The sequence below is a fragment of the Pedobacter sp. AJM genome (assembly GCF_002197755.1).
Taxonomy (GTDB): Bacteria; Bacteroidota; Bacteroidia; order Sphingobacteriales; family Sphingobacteriaceae; genus Pedobacter.
In genome coordinates this window covers 164,067-181,854 of sequence record NZ_NHOT01000002.1, presented here as the reverse complement: position 1 = coordinate 181,854, position 17,788 = coordinate 164,067, and the positions used below count along the sequence as shown (strand labels likewise).

The 17,788-nt window shown below is 36.9% G+C and carries 17 protein-coding genes; all 17 read right to left on the bottom strand.

Annotated elements, in window-relative coordinates:
• Positions 1–273: 273 nt before the first annotated feature.
• Positions 274–825 (bottom strand): WcaF family extracellular polysaccharide biosynthesis acetyltransferase, encoded by a 552-nt coding sequence (locus tag CBW18_RS04720; protein ID WP_088300141.1) that lies wholly within the window; start codon positions 823–825, stop codon positions 274–276.
• A 26-nt stretch (positions 826–851) separates the two neighbouring features.
• Positions 852–1,436, bottom strand: a complete 585-nt coding sequence (gene xrtY, locus CBW18_RS04715) for an exosortase Y (RefSeq protein ID WP_088300139.1) — start codon at positions 1,434–1,436, stop codon at positions 852–854.
• Positions 1,437–1,466: 30 nt separating this feature from the next.
• On the bottom strand, positions 1,467–2,330 hold the full coding sequence (locus CBW18_RS04710) for a glycosyltransferase family 2 protein (protein WP_088300137.1): 864 nt from the start codon (positions 2,328–2,330) through the stop codon (positions 1,467–1,469).
• Entirely contained in the window at positions 2,323–3,531 is a 1,209-nt protein-coding gene (locus CBW18_RS04705; protein WP_088300136.1) for an XrtY-associated glycosyltransferase XYAG1, read from the bottom strand. The genes CBW18_RS04710 and CBW18_RS04705 overlap by 8 nt, the downstream gene beginning before the upstream one ends.
• Positions 3,528–4,940 carry an exosortase Y-associated Wzy-like protein gene (locus CBW18_RS04700; RefSeq protein WP_140418629.1) on the bottom strand — a complete coding sequence of 471 codons (1,413 nt, stop codon included), beginning with the start codon at positions 4,938–4,940 and terminating at the stop codon, positions 3,528–3,530. The genes CBW18_RS04705 and CBW18_RS04700 overlap by 4 nt, the downstream gene beginning before the upstream one ends.
• Complete coding sequence (locus CBW18_RS04695) at positions 4,927–6,120, bottom strand: glycosyltransferase family 4 protein (RefSeq protein ID WP_088300134.1); 1,194 nt, start codon at positions 6,118–6,120, stop codon at positions 4,927–4,929. The genes CBW18_RS04700 and CBW18_RS04695 overlap by 14 nt, the downstream gene beginning before the upstream one ends.
• A gap of 1 nt (position 6,121) precedes the next feature.
• Complete coding sequence (locus CBW18_RS04690; RefSeq protein ID WP_088300132.1) at positions 6,122–6,979, bottom strand: FkbM family methyltransferase; 858 nt, start codon at positions 6,977–6,979, stop codon at positions 6,122–6,124.
• On the bottom strand, positions 6,957–8,210 hold the full coding sequence (locus tag CBW18_RS04685) for a glycosyltransferase (protein ID WP_253248966.1): 1,254 nt from the start codon (positions 8,208–8,210) through the stop codon (positions 6,957–6,959). Before CBW18_RS04685 ends, CBW18_RS04690 begins: the two co-directional genes overlap by 23 nt.
• A 50-nt stretch (positions 8,211–8,260) precedes the next feature.
• On the bottom strand, positions 8,261–9,331 hold the full coding sequence (locus CBW18_RS04680) for a glycosyltransferase (protein WP_140418628.1): 1,071 nt from the start codon (positions 9,329–9,331) through the stop codon (positions 8,261–8,263).
• Positions 9,332–9,468: 137 nt separating this feature from the next.
• The gene (locus CBW18_RS04675; protein ID WP_088300127.1) at positions 9,469–10,179 is read right to left on the bottom strand and encodes an FkbM family methyltransferase; all 711 of its coding nucleotides are present in this window, start codon (positions 10,177–10,179) and stop codon (positions 9,469–9,471) included.
• Positions 10,176–11,195, bottom strand: a complete 1,020-nt coding sequence (locus CBW18_RS04670; RefSeq protein ID WP_088300126.1) for a glycosyltransferase — start codon at positions 11,193–11,195, stop codon at positions 10,176–10,178. The genes CBW18_RS04675 and CBW18_RS04670 overlap by 4 nt, the downstream gene beginning before the upstream one ends.
• Entirely contained in the window at positions 11,196–12,176 is a 981-nt protein-coding gene (locus CBW18_RS04665) for a glycosyltransferase (RefSeq protein ID WP_088300125.1), read from the bottom strand.
• 6 nt (positions 12,177–12,182) lie between these two features.
• Positions 12,183–13,130 (bottom strand): glycosyltransferase family 2 protein, encoded by a 948-nt coding sequence (locus CBW18_RS04660; protein WP_088300124.1) that lies wholly within the window; start codon positions 13,128–13,130, stop codon positions 12,183–12,185.
• Positions 13,131–13,323: 193 nt separating this feature from the next.
• Entirely contained in the window at positions 13,324–14,292 is a 969-nt protein-coding gene (locus CBW18_RS04655; RefSeq protein WP_088300122.1) for a hypothetical protein, read from the bottom strand.
• Between the two features lie 108 nt (positions 14,293–14,400).
• Positions 14,401–15,387: a glycosyltransferase family A protein gene (locus CBW18_RS04650; RefSeq protein ID WP_088300120.1), complete on the bottom strand. Its 987-nt coding sequence runs from the start codon at positions 15,385–15,387 to the stop codon at positions 14,401–14,403.
• Positions 15,380–16,312 carry a glycosyltransferase family 2 protein gene (locus CBW18_RS04645; RefSeq protein WP_088300119.1) on the bottom strand — a complete coding sequence of 311 codons (933 nt, stop codon included), beginning with the start codon at positions 16,310–16,312 and terminating at the stop codon, positions 15,380–15,382. The genes CBW18_RS04650 and CBW18_RS04645 overlap by 8 nt, the downstream gene beginning before the upstream one ends.
• Positions 16,309–17,634, bottom strand: a complete 1,326-nt coding sequence (locus CBW18_RS04640; protein ID WP_088300118.1) for a glycosyltransferase family 4 protein — start codon at positions 17,632–17,634, stop codon at positions 16,309–16,311. The genes CBW18_RS04645 and CBW18_RS04640 overlap by 4 nt, the downstream gene beginning before the upstream one ends.
• Positions 17,635–17,788: the final 154 nt, after the last annotated feature.

Genomic DNA, 17,788 nt, shown 5'->3' with positions numbered 1-17,788 from the left:
CACTAAAGCTTTCAGGAGGGTTTTTAAATAACGGGCAGAATTGCCTTAATGAGGTAAAAACGGGTAGATATACTCAGCTTGTACAGGTACTTTTTCAGCAACAGTAATATATCTGTTCGTATTCTGTATCAGATTTTTATCAGTATAGGTTAACTTTTCTTCGAATCGGTGCTTCAGGTAGCTAAAATACCGGATGAATTAAAACACCTGAAAGATGATCACCAACAAAAAAAGCCACAAAGTGGCTTAAGAAATTTAATAAATAATTCATATTTAAAGAATTATCCGGTCTCTTATTTTTACAGCAGGATTTCCCTGATAAATGCCATAAGCGTCAAGATTGCTTACAGCCACACCAGCCATACTTAATATGGAATGGCTATGTAATTTCAAACCCGGACATACTGTCGCCCTTGCACCAATCCATACCCCATCTTCTAATATGATGGGCGATATCATTAAATCAAAAGTTGTTTTTTTATAATTATGGTTACCGGTCATGAGCATGGCCTGCTGTGAAATGCAACAATGGTTACCAATCTTTACCCAATCCAGGTTTTCTATATAACAATCTGCCAGCCAGGAATAATCACCAATTTCCAGTTTCCAGGGATATTTGATTTGTATGCCTGGTTTAATGCGGACCTCCCTGCCAATTTTTGCACCAAATGCCCTTAATAAAAAAACGAGCACAGTGCTGAATGGAATAAGCTTACTTCTAAAGAAAAACACATCCGTAAAATACCATAGCAATTGCTTCAAAACTGAAGCACCAATCTGAAAATGACCGGTATCAAAATCTTTCTGTAACTGTGTTTTTAGCAATTTTTTATGGTTAATGATAATTTTTCCTAAAGCCTAACTTTTGTAGTGTTCTTTTTGATCCAGATGTAAAGCATCACAAATATGATGATATAAACGATAACATTGAAGATTTCATGGTGATACTCAAAATAATTGCGCTGGCTTTGAAATAAACCAAATAATAGCCCTAGTCCTGCAATTCTCAAGATATTCAGTATATAAATGGTTATTATACCTAAAAAAAGCATTTTAAAGGTAGCTTTCCAAGATGCCGGATAGGCGAGTACAAAAGCAGTCAGAAAACTCATTACTCCTAAACCCAGGCAAGAATAGTTTATTCTTAAATACGGACCGTTAATGATTAAAACATCCATTTCATTATGAATGGCATAAAAGCCAAATAACTTGATTATCCATACGGCTGGATTAATCAATGCAGTTTTCAGACCCTGAATATAATCAAAATGTTCAGCAATGTATGGATTGTAATAACGCCCGGTAGGTGTCATCACGCTAAACATGAACAGGTTACCCTGACTGAAAAAAATATACAGTACAAATAAGGTAATAATAAACTGGATGGCTTTTTTATTAGCCGCTTTTTTATCTGTTGTAATTTTTTGGCTTTGCATCTTGAGCTATAACTAGGTGAGAATATGATACTATTGTGAAAGATTTTTTTTTTGGAGTAGAATATTGATTTTTTTATCCACTAACTTTCTAAACCAGAGTCCTTGAAGGTAATGGAAGCGTCTGGCCGTTTTATTATCGAATAAACCGAATTGAAAAAACATCCGGAAGCCATAATATAAATAGGGCCTGAAGCCCAGGGGTAGTTTCCACCACAGGCGCCTGAGCCATGCCTTTTGCTCATCAGGATTCCCCAATAAATTTGGCTTTAAGGTTTGTGTTCTTTTGTTTTGCATTCTTTCCACTTCTTCAAGCGCAATAAGATCACTATATCGCTCATGTTTTTTAAACCAGAAATCAATATCGTTTTCTTTCAGATTTTCTTCTACCAGGTGACCCTTTTTCCAGATCATTGTTTTTCCGCAGGTAATAAAGCGGTGATCCATGTTTTCATTTAGGTCTGAATATCCAATTCCCGTTCGAAACATTTTTAGGAGGTAAATCGGATAGTAGCCTCCAAATCGAATCCAGTTTCCCTGAAAATAATTTTTACGGTTAAAGTAAATTCCGTTAACGCCGGTATATTCTTCCGCTTTAAATTGATCAAGCAGGTGATAAAGTTCAGGTGTTACGATTTGATCTGCATCCAAGCCAATAGTCCAGGGCGTTTGAATATCAAAGTTTTTTAAAGCAAAATCCCACTGTTTAGGGTGGTTTTCAAAGAAATGCAGTTTAACTATAGCACCATATTTTTCTGCAATCCCGATGGTGGCATCAATACTTCCACTGTCTAAAATATAGGTTGCTGCATGGAGACCTTTGATAGATTCCAAAAGCCTGGGCAAGTGCATTTCTTCGTTGAAGGTGAGTATAATAAAACTATAATTCTTATTCATTATTATAATCCCCAACTATACCCGTCTGATCAACTTCACAACGCATCGCTTCCTTATACATTTCCAAATATCTTCTTGCCAGTAATGCTGCATTAAAATCCTGTCTCACCAGATCTGGTGCTGTCAGTCTGATCCTTTCTCTTTTATTTTGATCATTTGAAGAAATGAGTTTATTTACGATATCGTTTACTGTTAAACGGCAAATCCATCCTAAATCTTTATCCTCGACATAGTCTGCCAATCCAACCTGATCAGAAATTAAAACGGCGGTGCCAACACTAAGGCTCTCGAGCACAACATTAGCAAAGTTTTCATTGTAAGAGGTTAAAACCAGTACATCATGTGCGGACATCAATTCAAACTTATCCTGATCACTCACTTGTCCGTACCATTTAATCTGATCGTCAATCTTCAAGTCATTGGCCCGATCTTTTAAATTTTTCACATAATTTGCTGATCCGGATCCCACTATAGTTAAATGCCACGAAAAATTAAGCCTTGCAAGCGCATCGAATAATAAATCCAGTCCTTTCTTTTCTTCGATTCTGGAAAGGAAAATCAGATTCAACGTGGATCCGGTTGAAATCGGCTGCGGCTGATGTGTTGCTGGTGCCAAATTGATCAGATTGGGGATGACGGTAATGGATTTATGACGAATTATTTGCAGAATATCTGCCTTTTCCTGCAAACTGGTTGCATGAATATGGCAGTAGCTTAACAGGTGCCTGCCCATAATGGAATGAATGAAACGCTTCGCAAAGGAGTGTCGGTTATGTTGACTATAACGGGTAAGCATGCCTCTTGGGGAAAGTACTACCTGGAAATTATACCATTTGGCAATCAGACAACCCAATACAGAAACCAGGTTCCACCATGCATGGATATGAATAATGAGTTGTTCATCGTTCTGCTGAGCCTGTTTAAGTACTTTTCTTAATCTTAATAGTAAGCCTGGCGAAAAATGACTGTGGTCTTTTGTCCATCTTTTAAAATAGGTTACCTGAACCCCATCAACCACCTGCGGTTGCTGCGTCTCTACCGCAAGTTCAGCAGCGCCATTGGCGGTGGTGGTGAAAACTTCAAGATGGATCGGGTGCTTATGATCGGCAGCAAGGGCTTCACAAAGTTTGCCCACACTCTGAATAGGGCCACCATAAATGTATGCAGGTTTATAGGAAGCGGTAACGTGAATAACTTTCAACTGGCTTGATATAAGATTCCCCTGGCTTTAAATACCTTTTGAAAGATCAGCATGGTGATCAAACTCCAGAAAACAGCATTTGCAACAAATTCAAAACTGTTTCCCCGCCACAGAATTTGAAACAAACCTGCAAACATCACGGCCGTTCCCATAAAATAACCGCCGAACATCCTTTCTGCAAGTGCTGAAAGGTTCTGGGCGACATATCCATATAAAAACAGGCCTATCCAGATGCCTATTCCACCATAAGAGAGGTAACAGTCTACAATAAATGCAGGCTTGGCCGATACAATACTTTCCCTGTCAACCACTCTCGCAGCATAAACCCGATTCATAACCAATTCTTCAACATTTGGCTTTCCAGGCCATAATACACGTGGAACGATAGTTTGCAAGGCACTTTTAAGCAGATTGGTTTTGTAGTAGGGGATATAATATGGGGTAGATTGTGTATAGGTAATAAACATACTGATTTCGGATAAACGACCGGTTAAAAATGCCCAGTTATCTTCCTGTAAATCATTGCTCAGGTGATCATTGTTGAAAATGCTGTCGAAACTTTTGTTCCTAGCGGTGATGGCGTCCGTCCCTTGTGAAGATATTTTTCTAAAGTTTCCGATAAAGGTGGGGAGCACAAAAAATAATAAAACTAGTACTGGAATCAGTACGGGTAATACTTTTTTCCCGTAAACGGGCAGGAGAAAAACACCCAGCAGTAATACACAAATGATGATGGGTTCTTTAAATCCGGAACTTAAGGCCGACATCATATTTAAAACAAAGAGTCCTGCTGATGCCCAAAGATTAACGCTTTTATTTTCCCGGATGGCAAAGGCCAGTGCAATGCTGCCTGCCACAAAACTGAGGCCGCTTAACTGCACACTAAACTGGTTTAAGCTGCCAATTTTAGAGAATACATAGCCTAACGGCAAACATGCCACTGAAATACCCAATAATAAGTTACTCATGGATGGTGCATAAACCCGGTACTTTTTTTCCTGCGGATCATTCATCCCGGCAATAATCCCATGCGCGAGTGCAGCATGCCCTAAAACATAATAACGCTGACAAAGCGCAATGGACTTATAAATATCTCCTGATAAAAAATCCCTGTTTCCCACATAACTGAAATATTCATAACCTAAAGCATTCACATAATAAAAAATAGAAGTACAGGCCATATAGCCTGCAAAGATGACATGCAGAAAAAAGACAGGTCTTAATAATTGTTCAAAGAGGGGCAGATCATTTGGGAGTTTTTTAATGATCCCTTTGAAACACACCCAAAAGATAAAGAATGAGCCAAACCAGGCAATTAAATAAGAACTATGGGGTAAAGATCGTACAGCCACGCTGAGCAAGTACGGTATATACAATAGGATATAGTAAACGTGCTTAGTGCCCTTCATGTAATGTTTTAATCAATGCGTTAACCTGATGTTTGAATGTCCAGTTTTGAATCATCTCTTTACTTACCTGCCCCATGGCCGATAGCTGTTCACGGTCTGCAGTTAAGATCAATAGTTTATTTTTCAGGTCGGTTAAATCACCTGAAATAAATATGTTGCCATTTATTCCTTCTGAAATTAAATCTTTTGCACTACCTACCCGATCAGAAACCAAAATCGCTTTGCCTGCAGCCATGGCTTCATTAACAGCCAGCCCCCAGGTTTCACCAGGACCCTGTGAAGGTAGGCAGAATAGATCACATGCCTGGTAAACTACAGGCATATCCGTCTGATTCTGGAAATCTATAAAATGAATCTTCGTGTGTAAGGGTGAGTTGATTGTATCAGTGTTATCCGTTTCCAGTCCTTCAATGCTTTGCTTTAAAACAGCTTCCAGTTCGCCATTCCCGACAAAGAGCAGATGAACGTTATCTATATTCATATCGATAAAAGCATGCAATAATAATTCAGGATTTTTCTTTTTCTCCAGCTTCCCGGCAAATAGAATGACTAATGCGTCCTGATCAATACCCAGTTTTTTCCTGAGCAAAAGGGCCTCATCTGATCTGTCTGCCGCAAAACGGCTATTGTCTATTGCATGCGGTGCAAGAATGAGTTGCCTGTTTTGCAGGCCAAATCTTAAAAAATATGCCTGGTTTGCACTGCCGACAAAAAACGCCCGGTCTACATGACGGTAAACCCATTTTAAAAATAAATTCCGCAACAACTGTTTAAGGCCGGTACCTTTATCCAGCAGGGTAGAATCACCACGGAACCATAGTGGAATTTTTCCTTTAAAGTAGCGCAACACCGCAAGATGACTTTGATAAGCCCAGCCGTAAATGAGTATTGCATCTGGCTGAAAGGCTTTGATGCTTCCAATTAATTGAGGATTAATGATGCCTTTATAATGGTGTGATCCGGGATTTTTGGATGTATTTTTTAAAAACTCAAAATCATAACCATCCAGTAGTGGAATATCCCATTGAACATGTTTTTTAAAACCAGGATCATATTTTGATGTGGCACCCTGCTCTCCCCAGGTATAGAAAACTTTCAAATGGCAGGCTTTAGCAAGTTGCTGATAAACAGGTACGTAATACTGGATGGGATGGGTAACAATGATGGCGAGTTTTTTCATGTTAATTTGCAAGTGCTATGATTTCAGCACCCTGTACATGCTCATTATATGTAAAAGGCTTTCGTACACCATAACCATCAACACAGTAAAAATTATATTTTAGCTCTTTTAAGAAATCAAAAATAACCCTGGCATCTGCGTTCATCTTGAGCTGGTAATTCCGGTCATATTCAAAAATTATAGTGGGGCGAAAACGTAGTATCGTTTGTTTCAAACCTTTCAATACTTCATATTCATAACCTTCAACATCAATTTTTATAAAATTGATGTTTTTAAGTGCTATACTCGAAAGATAATCATCACCCTTCAGGCAGGTTATAAAGGTGTTTTTTTCTCCTTCGCTAAGGAGGTTATATGCTCCTGGATTTTTCGCTGATGGATCGATATGTATATCCATTTCCCTGTTTTCATTTCCTAAGGCAGCATTAACAGTGCGTATTTGAGTGAAGCTATTTAATGATAAATTATCCAATAAAGCATCGTAGTTGAATTGGATGGGTTCAAAGGCAAATACCATTCCATCAGGTCCGCAAAGTTCAGCAAAATACATCGTGTGGAAGCCAATATTGGCACCAATATCCATGACATAGTCTCCAGGGTTGATCAGTTTTTGATATTGTTTTTTTAAATAGGGTTCGTAATCACCAGTAAAATATATAGCTGCATCAATAAAGTTACCGGTATTTACATTTAAGCGAAAATTTCCAGACAATGGCCGGGTAATGGTGATTATTCCATGAAGGATATGACGTTTGAACAGTGACAGGAAAATTCTGAATTGGCCTTTAAATAGCTTCCTCCTTAAAATGAAGCGCAACAAACGATGTATAGATTTTTTAACCATTTTTTCTTTCCGCATTTGCTATTACTTCATTAAAAACTTCACACTGCTTACGGCACATGTTAAACGCTTCATAATTTTCAAAGGCTTTCCAATCGGTTTTCGCAGGTTTTTGTCTGCCTAGCAGTGCCCGATGCAAATATTCATACACTATCTTCTGTAAATGGATAGCATCTTCTTCCAATGGAATCACCGTGCCCGCCTGGCATTCACTAATAATTTGTGCGGCACTGCTTTCAGAGTGAAAAAAGGCCAGTATGGGTTTGTCAGATAAAATATAAGGAAAGATTTTAGACGCGGTATAGCTTTTATCTTCAGATCCCAGTATCAGTAAATGATCAGCATTATCGAGTGTGAACAGGCTTTGATAAAAAGGTAAACGATCGGTTTGTTCATTTACATATGTTGAGATATTCATTTGTCGGGCAATGGGTTGAATAGTGGCAACTCCTTCTCCTTTGGGGGCGTAACTGGTGCCGATAAAGTGAAAGCGGGCATGTTTAAATAACCCGGGATGTGCTTTAAGCCCGGTTTGAAATGCCGAAAATAAAATTTCCGCTGCCTGTTTAAGATCGTGGCCGCCGCGGCCGACATATACAAAATTATAATTCGATGCGGTTTTTAGATAGGGTAGGTTGAATTCTGCGCGGTGTTTCCTTACCGTCTCGAAATCTGGAGGAAATGCGGCAAATGTGATTATGCGTTTTGGTAAATCATTTAATTGGGGATACCGTTCGGTCAGTGTATCTAAATAGCCTTTTGAAACACTGATCAACCCATCAACTTTTTGCATGGCAATGGGCTCTAAAAACTTGTTCAATCGATATGAAAACCAGTGCTTTTTCGGGCGTTCGCTCTTCGGTTTGTCCTGGTAGTATTCAGAACGCCAGGGATCCTGCATATCGATTATATACGGAACCCCGAATTTTTTTTTCCAGTACGGGCCCAGAATTAATACGGGGAATTGTGTAGTGCTAAAATAAATGAGGTCAAATTTTTCACTTTTGAGCAATTGATTCACCTTTCTCTTATAGAACCATAAAGCACGTAAAGCAATACTGCCTAAACCCATCTTACTCGTCCATTTTTTTTGTAATGCCTTTACCTGGTGGATGGTTAAGCTGGCAGGAATATTTTCATTCAAAAGGGTATCAGTCGGCAGGTCGGTATATTCCGGATCTACCACTACCACCGCAGGTTCCCATCCATGGGAGGAAAAATAGGGCAGGCTCATTCTGATGCGTTGCATATCTGCCGAATTTACTGGAGGAAAATAGGGGGAAATGATGAGGATCTTTTTCAAACTTCGAATGTACTTCTAATCAATGCTAACAGTTTTTTGCCCTCTACCTCCCAGTTAAGCGCTGATTGTCCCAAATCAAATGCAGCTGTTTTTTGAACCAATAGCAGGTTGCGATCATTCTGATATTGATCTAATACTGCTGCCAACTGACTGGCATTGCCAATTCTGTAGAGTGAGCCAATATTCGGGTATTTTGTTAATAATTCTTTTTGAGCTGGCGTATCACTTGCTATGGTTACTAAACCAGTTTGGATATAAGTAAAAATTTTATTGCTTAGTGCATATTTATTGTTTTTTGAAAACCCTGTTTCTGAGGCTATTCCAATGTCAAATTGGCTTGCAAAAGCTGGTAGCTTTTCGGGTGTTATTGGAGAATGAAAATGAATTTGACTCTTATTTATTGCAAGTTGATTCTTTAGTGTTTCGGCATATTGCAGATCCACGCTGCCAAGTAAGTGTAGTTCAAACTTATTATCAGAGATGTTAAGGGCTTCAATTATTGTTTCTATACCTCTATTATCTCCTATAGTTTGTGAAAACCAAAAGATTCTCAGTATTGCGTTATTGCTAAAAAACTGTTTGTTTTTAGTTTTTGGGAGGACGTTTAATATTACGGGACATCCCCTGTTGAATATTTGTGAGTAAGCGGCCGAGGTAAGCGGGCTTGATGCGGTTAAATAATCAATTTGTGGAATGTATGTATTTTCGATGAGTGTATTTAGCTTTACAATAGGATGATTTTGATTATCCGCATTCTCATACCTGTGAAAATCTTCAGCATCGAAGCCACATTTTGCATGATGGGCTTGTGCTGCTTTTACTGCAGCAGATAATGCTCCAAGGTTATGGGCAATGTAAAGATCTGCTACATGTTTTTTTGCATGGCTAAGCAGCAAGGTTGTACTCCGTGCAATTGCTTCATCTGGTAATAATTTAAAATATTTATACAACAGGCGTGCTATTTTAAATCTTATCCTGGTGTACCAATATAAGATGGCCTGGTTTTTTGGAGAACCACCAACTTGAATAGCTTCCCATTGCTTTTGAGGAAGCAAAGTTTTTTCCACTTCTGTTGCCCAGTCATTCCAGTGCTGATAGATCACGATTACTTCGTAACCTGCTTCGGCTAACAAATCGGCTTCTTTAACCAACCTTGGGTTTAGTGCAGGCTGGCCGGAAGTAATTAAAACTATCTTGGATGAATTCAATCCCATCTGCTAGAAGATCTTAATAAATGATCCTTTTTGAGAAACAAAAAGTCAGATTGGAAAAGCGCTTTATCGTATGGTCTGGGCATTAAAGTGCAAATATCATAAAGCGCGTACCCGTTCTCGCTCATAAAAGCCATAACCTGATCAACCAATGGAGCATCATTATATATATTTAGGAGTGAAACTTCAAGCAAGACTGCTTGAGCATTATGTAACGTTTTAAGTCCGCCTTTTAATATTTCAAGCTCATACCCTTGAGTGTCAATTTTAATAAAATCAATCGCATTCGTATACTGATTTTCAAGAATATCATCTAATAAATTTAGTTGTACTTCTTCAATCTTTGCATTGGTAACATTGTTTTCTGTAAATACAGAACTGGCTGTTTCATAAATATTAAAATTCACCATTTTAACTTCTGCACCAAGCAAAGCAATTAAGACTTCTGCATTTTTAAGGTTTTTTGCAATTTTAAGCAGTTTATCTTCTTTTGAGCGTTGTCCTTCAATCATTAAAATACGTGCTTCAGGGAATATCTCTGCGATTTCTATAGCCCAATTTCCTTCATAGGCACCGATATCAAGTATGTTTTTAGGTTCGAAACCTAAATTTTTTAACTTAGTAAGGCTCGATTTCTGACTCGGCACACCAAGTTTAATTTTTAAGTAGTTAATCAGCTTTTGGGGGATTAGCTTTTTAATCATGAATGTAATTTTAAATACGCTTCTGCGATTACTTTGGTATCAAATCTCTTAAACGCATCATCCCGGCACGTCCTACGTGAAAGACTAGGCAGTTTTTTAATAGCGTAAATCATTTCAACTATATTATTTACCACTAAGCCGTTTATACTTTCTTTTATAACTTCTGGAACAGCACCCTTTTTAAAAGCAATAACGGGTGTTCCACAGGCCATTGCTTCAACCATTACCATTCCAAAAGGTTCGTCCCATTCAATAGGGAAAAGAAGTCCTTTCGATTTTCCTAAGTATGTATTTTTTGCACAATCATCCAGCGCTCCTAAATAAATAATTTGCTGGCCATCTATTCTGGGTTTTATCACCTGCTCGTAGTATCTCAGATTGTCAGGTGTATTCGGAATATTACCTCCAATCCAAAGTTTGTTATGTGTAGCCAAGGCAACATCAATTGCATGATGTAAGCCTTTTATTTTATCCATTCTACCTAGAAACATCAAAGGAGCATTTTCCTCAACCTGATCTTGAAATTCATATTTCGAAAAGTCGATTGCATTGTATACTGTTTTCCAACTCCCTGCGATGTTACCGGTGGAAACACAATAATCGCTGCAACCGGTAAAAGTGAGTTTATTATTAGGCAATAAATTGGTCAATCTGATTCCACGCTGCGAAACTTCACGGCCATAGGTCATAAGTTTTGTTTGTTTAGTATTGATAATGGGCAGGAGATATGCAAGCCGACCAAAATTGTGGATCAGATCGAAATCGTTTCTGCGGCGAATCAGGAATCTCCACGCGTACATCACTTCTTTTATTTTCTGCCATTTGGATCTTTTAAGGTCATTAATGCCAAAATGGAATGTCTTGCCAGGTGATTTGGAATCTGGTCCCGCCAGTAAACTTACATCATGCCCTTTATTGATATACTCCTTAACAAACATATCTACTAAACGTTCATGCCCGCCATATAAGGGTGGGGGAATTGGAATTCCAGGATCCATTATAACTAAAATTCTCATCTAAAGTAATGATTGATAGATATCGACATATTGCTGTGTACAAATCTTCAATGTTAAATTTTCTAAAATATACTGCCTGGGCTCGAAGTTATGATTTTGGAGCTGGTCAAGAAATTGAGGCAATAGCTCATTGAACTGGTTTATATCTCTAAACTTCAGTCCACATCTATTATCCCAGTATGGTACAGAACTCACGGGCTGAAACTTAACCTTTTCCGGGTAATAGTAAGGGTCTTGCCAAAATCCGCCTCTATCCCATGCAAAAATTGGGGTATCTGTTGAAAGGATTTGCTGATAGGCAATGCCTTGCGTTTCGTGTTCACAAAGAAAAATTACTGCTTTACTCATCTCAATCATATCCCTTAGTTGGCTTGGTATATAATTGCCGTACTTGATAATGTGATAAGACAAATTCTTTTCTTTAAGAATTTTATAGATTGGATTAATAAGTTCGTCTTTTAGGCTTTCATAATTCCATCTCACTTTATCGTAAATGAGGAAATCATATTCTTTTGGTTTATTGTTGGTAGATTCCCAAAGGTTGCTGTCAATACCAACTGCCCAGCTTTTTACTTGATTGCCATAATAAGGTTCGCACATTTCTTTCATCCATTCACCAGGTACCAATATTTTTTTGACATTGGGATATTTTTGAAATAAGTCAGGACATTCGATTGGATGTGAGAAAACACCAGCACCAAACAGAATTGGATTTTTGAATCTTCTTTCAAATATTAGATGTGGCTTGCCGATAACCCCAATTAATTCTTCTGGATGTTGTTTAGCATATTTATAGTCGTTGAACCGGTAGGGAATGTTTAATAGTTCCAGTCCCTTTATAAGCTCAAGCGCTACCATCATCACACCACCAGGTTTGGGCTTACCTCTCAGTATTCTGCGAATCCATCTCCTCGGATAACGATCAAATTTTATCCATCGATCCGGATCTGGTTCTGAATAGAAGAGATTTATATGAGACATATATCTTTAATACCTGATAAAATTATTTCCAAATAATAATCTTCTAATAACTAAAATCTTTTCAGTAGTTGTGAATCCTAATTTTCTGTAGCACCATCCCAAAAGCCCGGTTTCAGGGATTTGAAAATCCGGATTAAGCTCATATATCCATTTAACAATTTCAATAGCTTCTTTGAGGTGAGCTTTCGCAATCCAGTGTGCTAATGGCCAAAGGGATTCACTCACCGCATTTCTTCTGCCCTGCGTTAATTTGTTATTAGATTGAAGGTGTTGAACTATATTTTTATAAATATTTAAGTGTTGCCAATTTGTTACTTGAGCTTTCAATCCCTGATAATTCGCTTGCATTTGGTCATTATGCTTAACCCAATATCCAGCACAAATATCTAAAAAAACAGTTTTTGGTTCTAAAAGACCATATTCAAGTAAAAACATTCTATCTTCCCTTAAAGCAAAATCTGCTCTTCTAGGTATATTTTTAACATGGTTCGTTTTAAATAGCATGCCTAAAAAGTGACTTCCAGGTCTATTACTCAATTGAATTTCTAAAAAGTCGTTCCATTTCTCAATTCCAGGTGATTTGAATATCTGACCATTATCGTTGTTATAGATATCCACCTTTGAATAAACAAGGTCAGCGAAATTATCTTCCGCTACTTTAAACTGGTCGTCTATTGTGCTTTCTGTTAGAAAATCATCGCTATCCAAAAATCTTATATACTTGCCGGAAGCAATACTAACTCCTCGGTTTATAGCATATGTTTGTCCTTGATTTTGCTGGTAAAGAGCTATTATTTTTGTTTGAGTTGAAAGCCAATCCCACGTTCCGTCAGTACTTCCGTCATCTACAACAATTATTTCTACATTACATTTCGTATTCAAACAACTACTTATAGCTCTTGGTAAACACCATAAACGATTGTAGGTTGGTATTATAATGCTAACATCAACCATTTACAGAAGTAATTATTTTATTTCTCAATATCACGTGCTGTTATTTTCAGGATAATTTAAATAATTGGTTTTCCTTTTTTTATAAAAATTTGAGTTGTAATACTTAATATAAGAAATGCGATCTTTTCCAAAAAGATTTTCTGCATAACTTGAGTTTATCCATAAACGTTAAAATAGTGTGTTACGTAAGTAATCATAAAATCCTTTCCGATTGTTTAATTGATCTGAAACCCCAAAGCTTATGATATAATGGCCTAAACATAGCTTTAAAATTATTTTTAATGGTTGCCGGATATTTAATGGATAAATTACAAACCAGATTAATCCATAATTCAGGCCTATTTTTTGATTTTGCATGTAACCGATAAACCTCCTTTTTATAATGAAAGTCTTTGGTGAATTCTCCTAGAAAATGTACAATAACCGGTTGAACCTCATTAAATGGATACCAATCTTGATTAAGCCGATCAGGAAATTTAGGGTTTATCAAGACTCTGGTGCCTTTAAGAACATTAATATGATATGGTCCTCTACAGGCTTGTGGATCACTCATTATTGTTCCGTCGTCTATCAATGGAGTTTGACCATTTAGCTGCATAGCCAGTGAAATAATAACTTCATCATTAGGTTGAGATCTTAAACGGGTAAAACCTATATTATCATATTCTTTCTCTAACACCCTGGCTGTTTCGAATACTTTATTGCTGATCTCGTTCTTCTCTATATAGTAAATGCCGCCATTAAATTTTGGCATTGAAGAAATGGAAAAGCGAGTAAGTATTTCGGAAATATTCCCAAACCATTCACCTCCATTTATGTAATTGCCAACCACTGAAACGGATAAGCCTTTAAACCTTTTGAAAATAGAATCTAGGGGTTCAAAAATTAAACAATCGCTATCAATAAACAAAGTTGAACCGTTTTTGATAAACTTATCTAGATGTAACTTCGTCGAAAAACCAGTGCCATATTCTTTTTGGTTTATTTTAATAATTTCTATTTTGCCACTTATATCAGTAGGTAACGGATTTTCTAAATCAGTAACGATTTGGAAATTAATATCGTAATTATTGTTCCACCATAAAAAAGAGCGTATTAAATTAATAGCCATTTTCCAATATACTTCTTTTCCTGTGGCAATGGTTAAAACATTTCTTTGCATGTTTATCTGTTTAATAGCTATAATAATAAAGTGAATTGGGGTGTAAAATTCTAAAAAGATCTTTAGCGATTCTAAGCACTTCAATACAATGGGGTACAGTATATTTGTCTAAAAGCCAAATCTCCAGTAGCTGATTAATCTTATTACTCGCCAGCCAAAGTAGCGGCTTAGCTTCAAACTGACTGGACCTCCTGAGTAAGTCATTTTTTTTGCACCGAGTTGTTTTGCTTTGTTTATCGCATATCTCGAAAGGTCATTGAATTTCGGGAAAGTTGCTATACCAACTCGTACATAGGGTGCAATGAACATTTTATTTAATAAATCCACAGCCACCTTCGTTTGTAAATATTCATATTTTAAGTCAATTGCTTTGATCATTGAGCTATATCCTTTATATGTTAATTGTTGCGATAAACTTATATTTGCACCTGAAACAAGATATTTACGATAATAATTAAAGGTTTCTGGCACGAAACAAATGCCTTTTGTGTTCAATAAAATTCTGCAAAAATATTCTCCATCATCATCTACACTCAATTCTTCATTCCATGGGTCTGTTTTATTTATAATGGATGATGGAACGAGCCAGGCATTAGGTTGAATCATTCCTCCGTAACCTTTCCCAATAACTTCACCACCAATTAGCTTTAATAAAAAGTCAAATGGTTGATCAGTTGTTTGATTATACCAGCTTTTGTCACGATTCGATTGTAAGATATCTGAGGAATTAAAAAAATGAATAGTTTCACAAAGTGCCAGGTACCCTGGGTTTTTTTCAAGCACTTCTACCTGCAATTCTATCTTATTTTCACTCAAAAAGTCATCAGCATCCAAAAATTGTATATAATCGCCCCTAGCATGAGCTAGGCCAAGATTTCTGGCAGCACTTGCACCTTTATTTTGTTGTTGGTGAATTTGTACCGATTTGCTTTGGTAAGTTTTTGCAATTTCAAATGAATCGTCCGTAGAACCATCATCCACTACGATGATCTCTTTCTGTGGCCATGTTTGATTTATTGCAGATTCAAGACATTTACTTATAAATGGTGAGGCGTTATAGAGCGGAATAATTATAGAAACTAAGGGTTTACCCACGTCTTAAATATGGTTTGAATAAACGGATCATTTTTTCTCTCAACCAAAATGCCGCAAAAGGATTCAGTTTGCAAACTGTAGTGAAAAGAGTTTTTTCTTTAGGAGGAGCGAAGCTTTTTAACCTTCTGGCAGATTCAATATTTTTTCTCACAAGTGTCCAATCCTTGCAAGCAGCAGATTGTGTAGCATTTTCCCAATAACAGGCCGCTATCTCTCTGTAGTATATTTGTCCGAAGTAATTTTTAAGATATTCTGAAACATGATAGTGTGCCCAACAACATTTTAAGAGATTAGAATTTGACATGCTTTCGTTTTGCCTATAGTTAATACAGGTAACCTCGCTTTCGTAATCGAAAGAAAGTCGATTGACAATTGCTTTCGAATAGAAAGCCCGGTCTTCGTTATACAAAACATCAGGATCGGTATTAAAGCCTCCGATGGCATTAAATTTATCTTTACAGAGTATGGCAAAATTCACCAACTTATTTTCGATTACAAATTTTTCAGTGTTTTCAATAAGCTTAGCTCTATTATAATTTGGATAACCGAGTATTTCATGAGTAACACCGTCTTTATATTCAAAATTTAATAATACAATGTCGGGGCACAATGGGGTGTCAATCCACTTTTTTGTCACAGTGGTAAAATTAGGAAGTAGCTCATCGTCGGCATCGTGAAAATGAACCCAGGAAGATTTTGATGCCAGTGCCATGGTGTTTTTACCATGTGCACAGCCCTTATTGATTTTTCCGTAAATCACTGTTGCGCCATATTGCTTAGCAATTTCAGCCGTATTATCAGTGCTTGCATCATCATAAACTATTATTTCATCAAATGGAATTTTTTGATTAAGGGCTGATTGGAGCAAACGAGGAAGATATTTTGCTGCATTAAATGCCGGAATACATAGTGAAATAGAGCTCACAAGCTAATTTTTTTTTTAATTCTTTTAAAAATATACTGCAATAAGGGTCTTAATGGCTGAACATCTAAAAAATCTCCTATATCAAATGGTGTATCTGAAGGTTTGTAAATTGCATTTAAATAATCGTTAGACGACTTATCCTTAAAATTATTTATACCATGATGGTAAAGATCAAGATTTTGAGGAATAATTTTTTCGGGCGACAGTAAAGTTCTGATAGTGACCATTGCCGAATCTGCTATGTTTTCTCGCTCATGTTCAGGAAGTGCATTTACATAGTTGATGTTTTTGGCAAGTGAACTGAAATCATTTTTAGGATAATTAAATCCGTTTACACCATTTTCAATTAGCTCAGAAACCCCTGCACCATCCGAACAGATCACCGTAATGCCCGCACTCATATACTCCAAACAGGTAAAATTAAACATATCCCATGTGGATGGAACAATGGCGAATTTAGCTTTTTTTTGTTCAGCGAGAACTTGGTTGTTGGGCAAGGCAGAGTGCCAGGTTATTTTACTACCCCAAACAGTGGGATATTCATTTTTGAGTTCTTCAGATTTAGAACTTGTTTTGCTGAATGCAGTATCTTTTCCGTACCACTTAACTTTAGGTGCATTATTCCCAAGTTCCTGGATCGCTTTACAAAGTATATCCGGGCCTTTCCATTGTTGAATTCTTGCGCATACAATGGCAAAGTCTAATTTTTCTTCATTGTAACTAAACTCAATAATGGGCGGAATAAAAACAGGATATAACATCGTCACATCCTTATTTATCATCTCTTTCCAAAACTGTTGATTTGCTTCACTATGGGTGATGAGAACATCAGATTGAGACAGTAAATTTAATTCCGTTTGCCTGTTCAAGTCTCCGTTTAAATATTGTTTCAGCTGAGGTTCCTTTAACTCTATTTGTCCAAAGCTTCCATGAAGTCTTGTCACTACAGGTTTATGATGATTGATTATCCAGGGAATGTAACCTAAACCAAAATCTGTACATTCAATAAGATCATATTTTTTCCCCTGATCTGCCTGATCCCACATGGCCCATGCTGCGGCAACGTTTCTTTGATATTCTGGGAAAAGCGAAAGTTTCGTAAATTTTTTTAGATAAGAATCGAAAATTGATGGTTTTAAATATTCGATTTGAATACCATCCTCTATAGTATATGTTATTTCATCCTGCGTATAACCACTTCCAACCATTACATGTATAGAAGAGCAATAGTTGCGCAATGCTTTAATGTAATGTAAATAATAAGTGGATATACCTCCGCCAGAATGTGGATAATACTCTGGAAGGATAAACAAAATATTCATAGATAACTATTTAGGAAATTTATAGATGGAAATAATTAATATTCTTGTATCGGATTGTCTGATAGGTATTTATATAGGTTGTTATAATAAGGTTGTGGTACCATAGTACTGAATAATATTAAAAGTATTTAAAGAACAATTTGCTCGGAAGTTT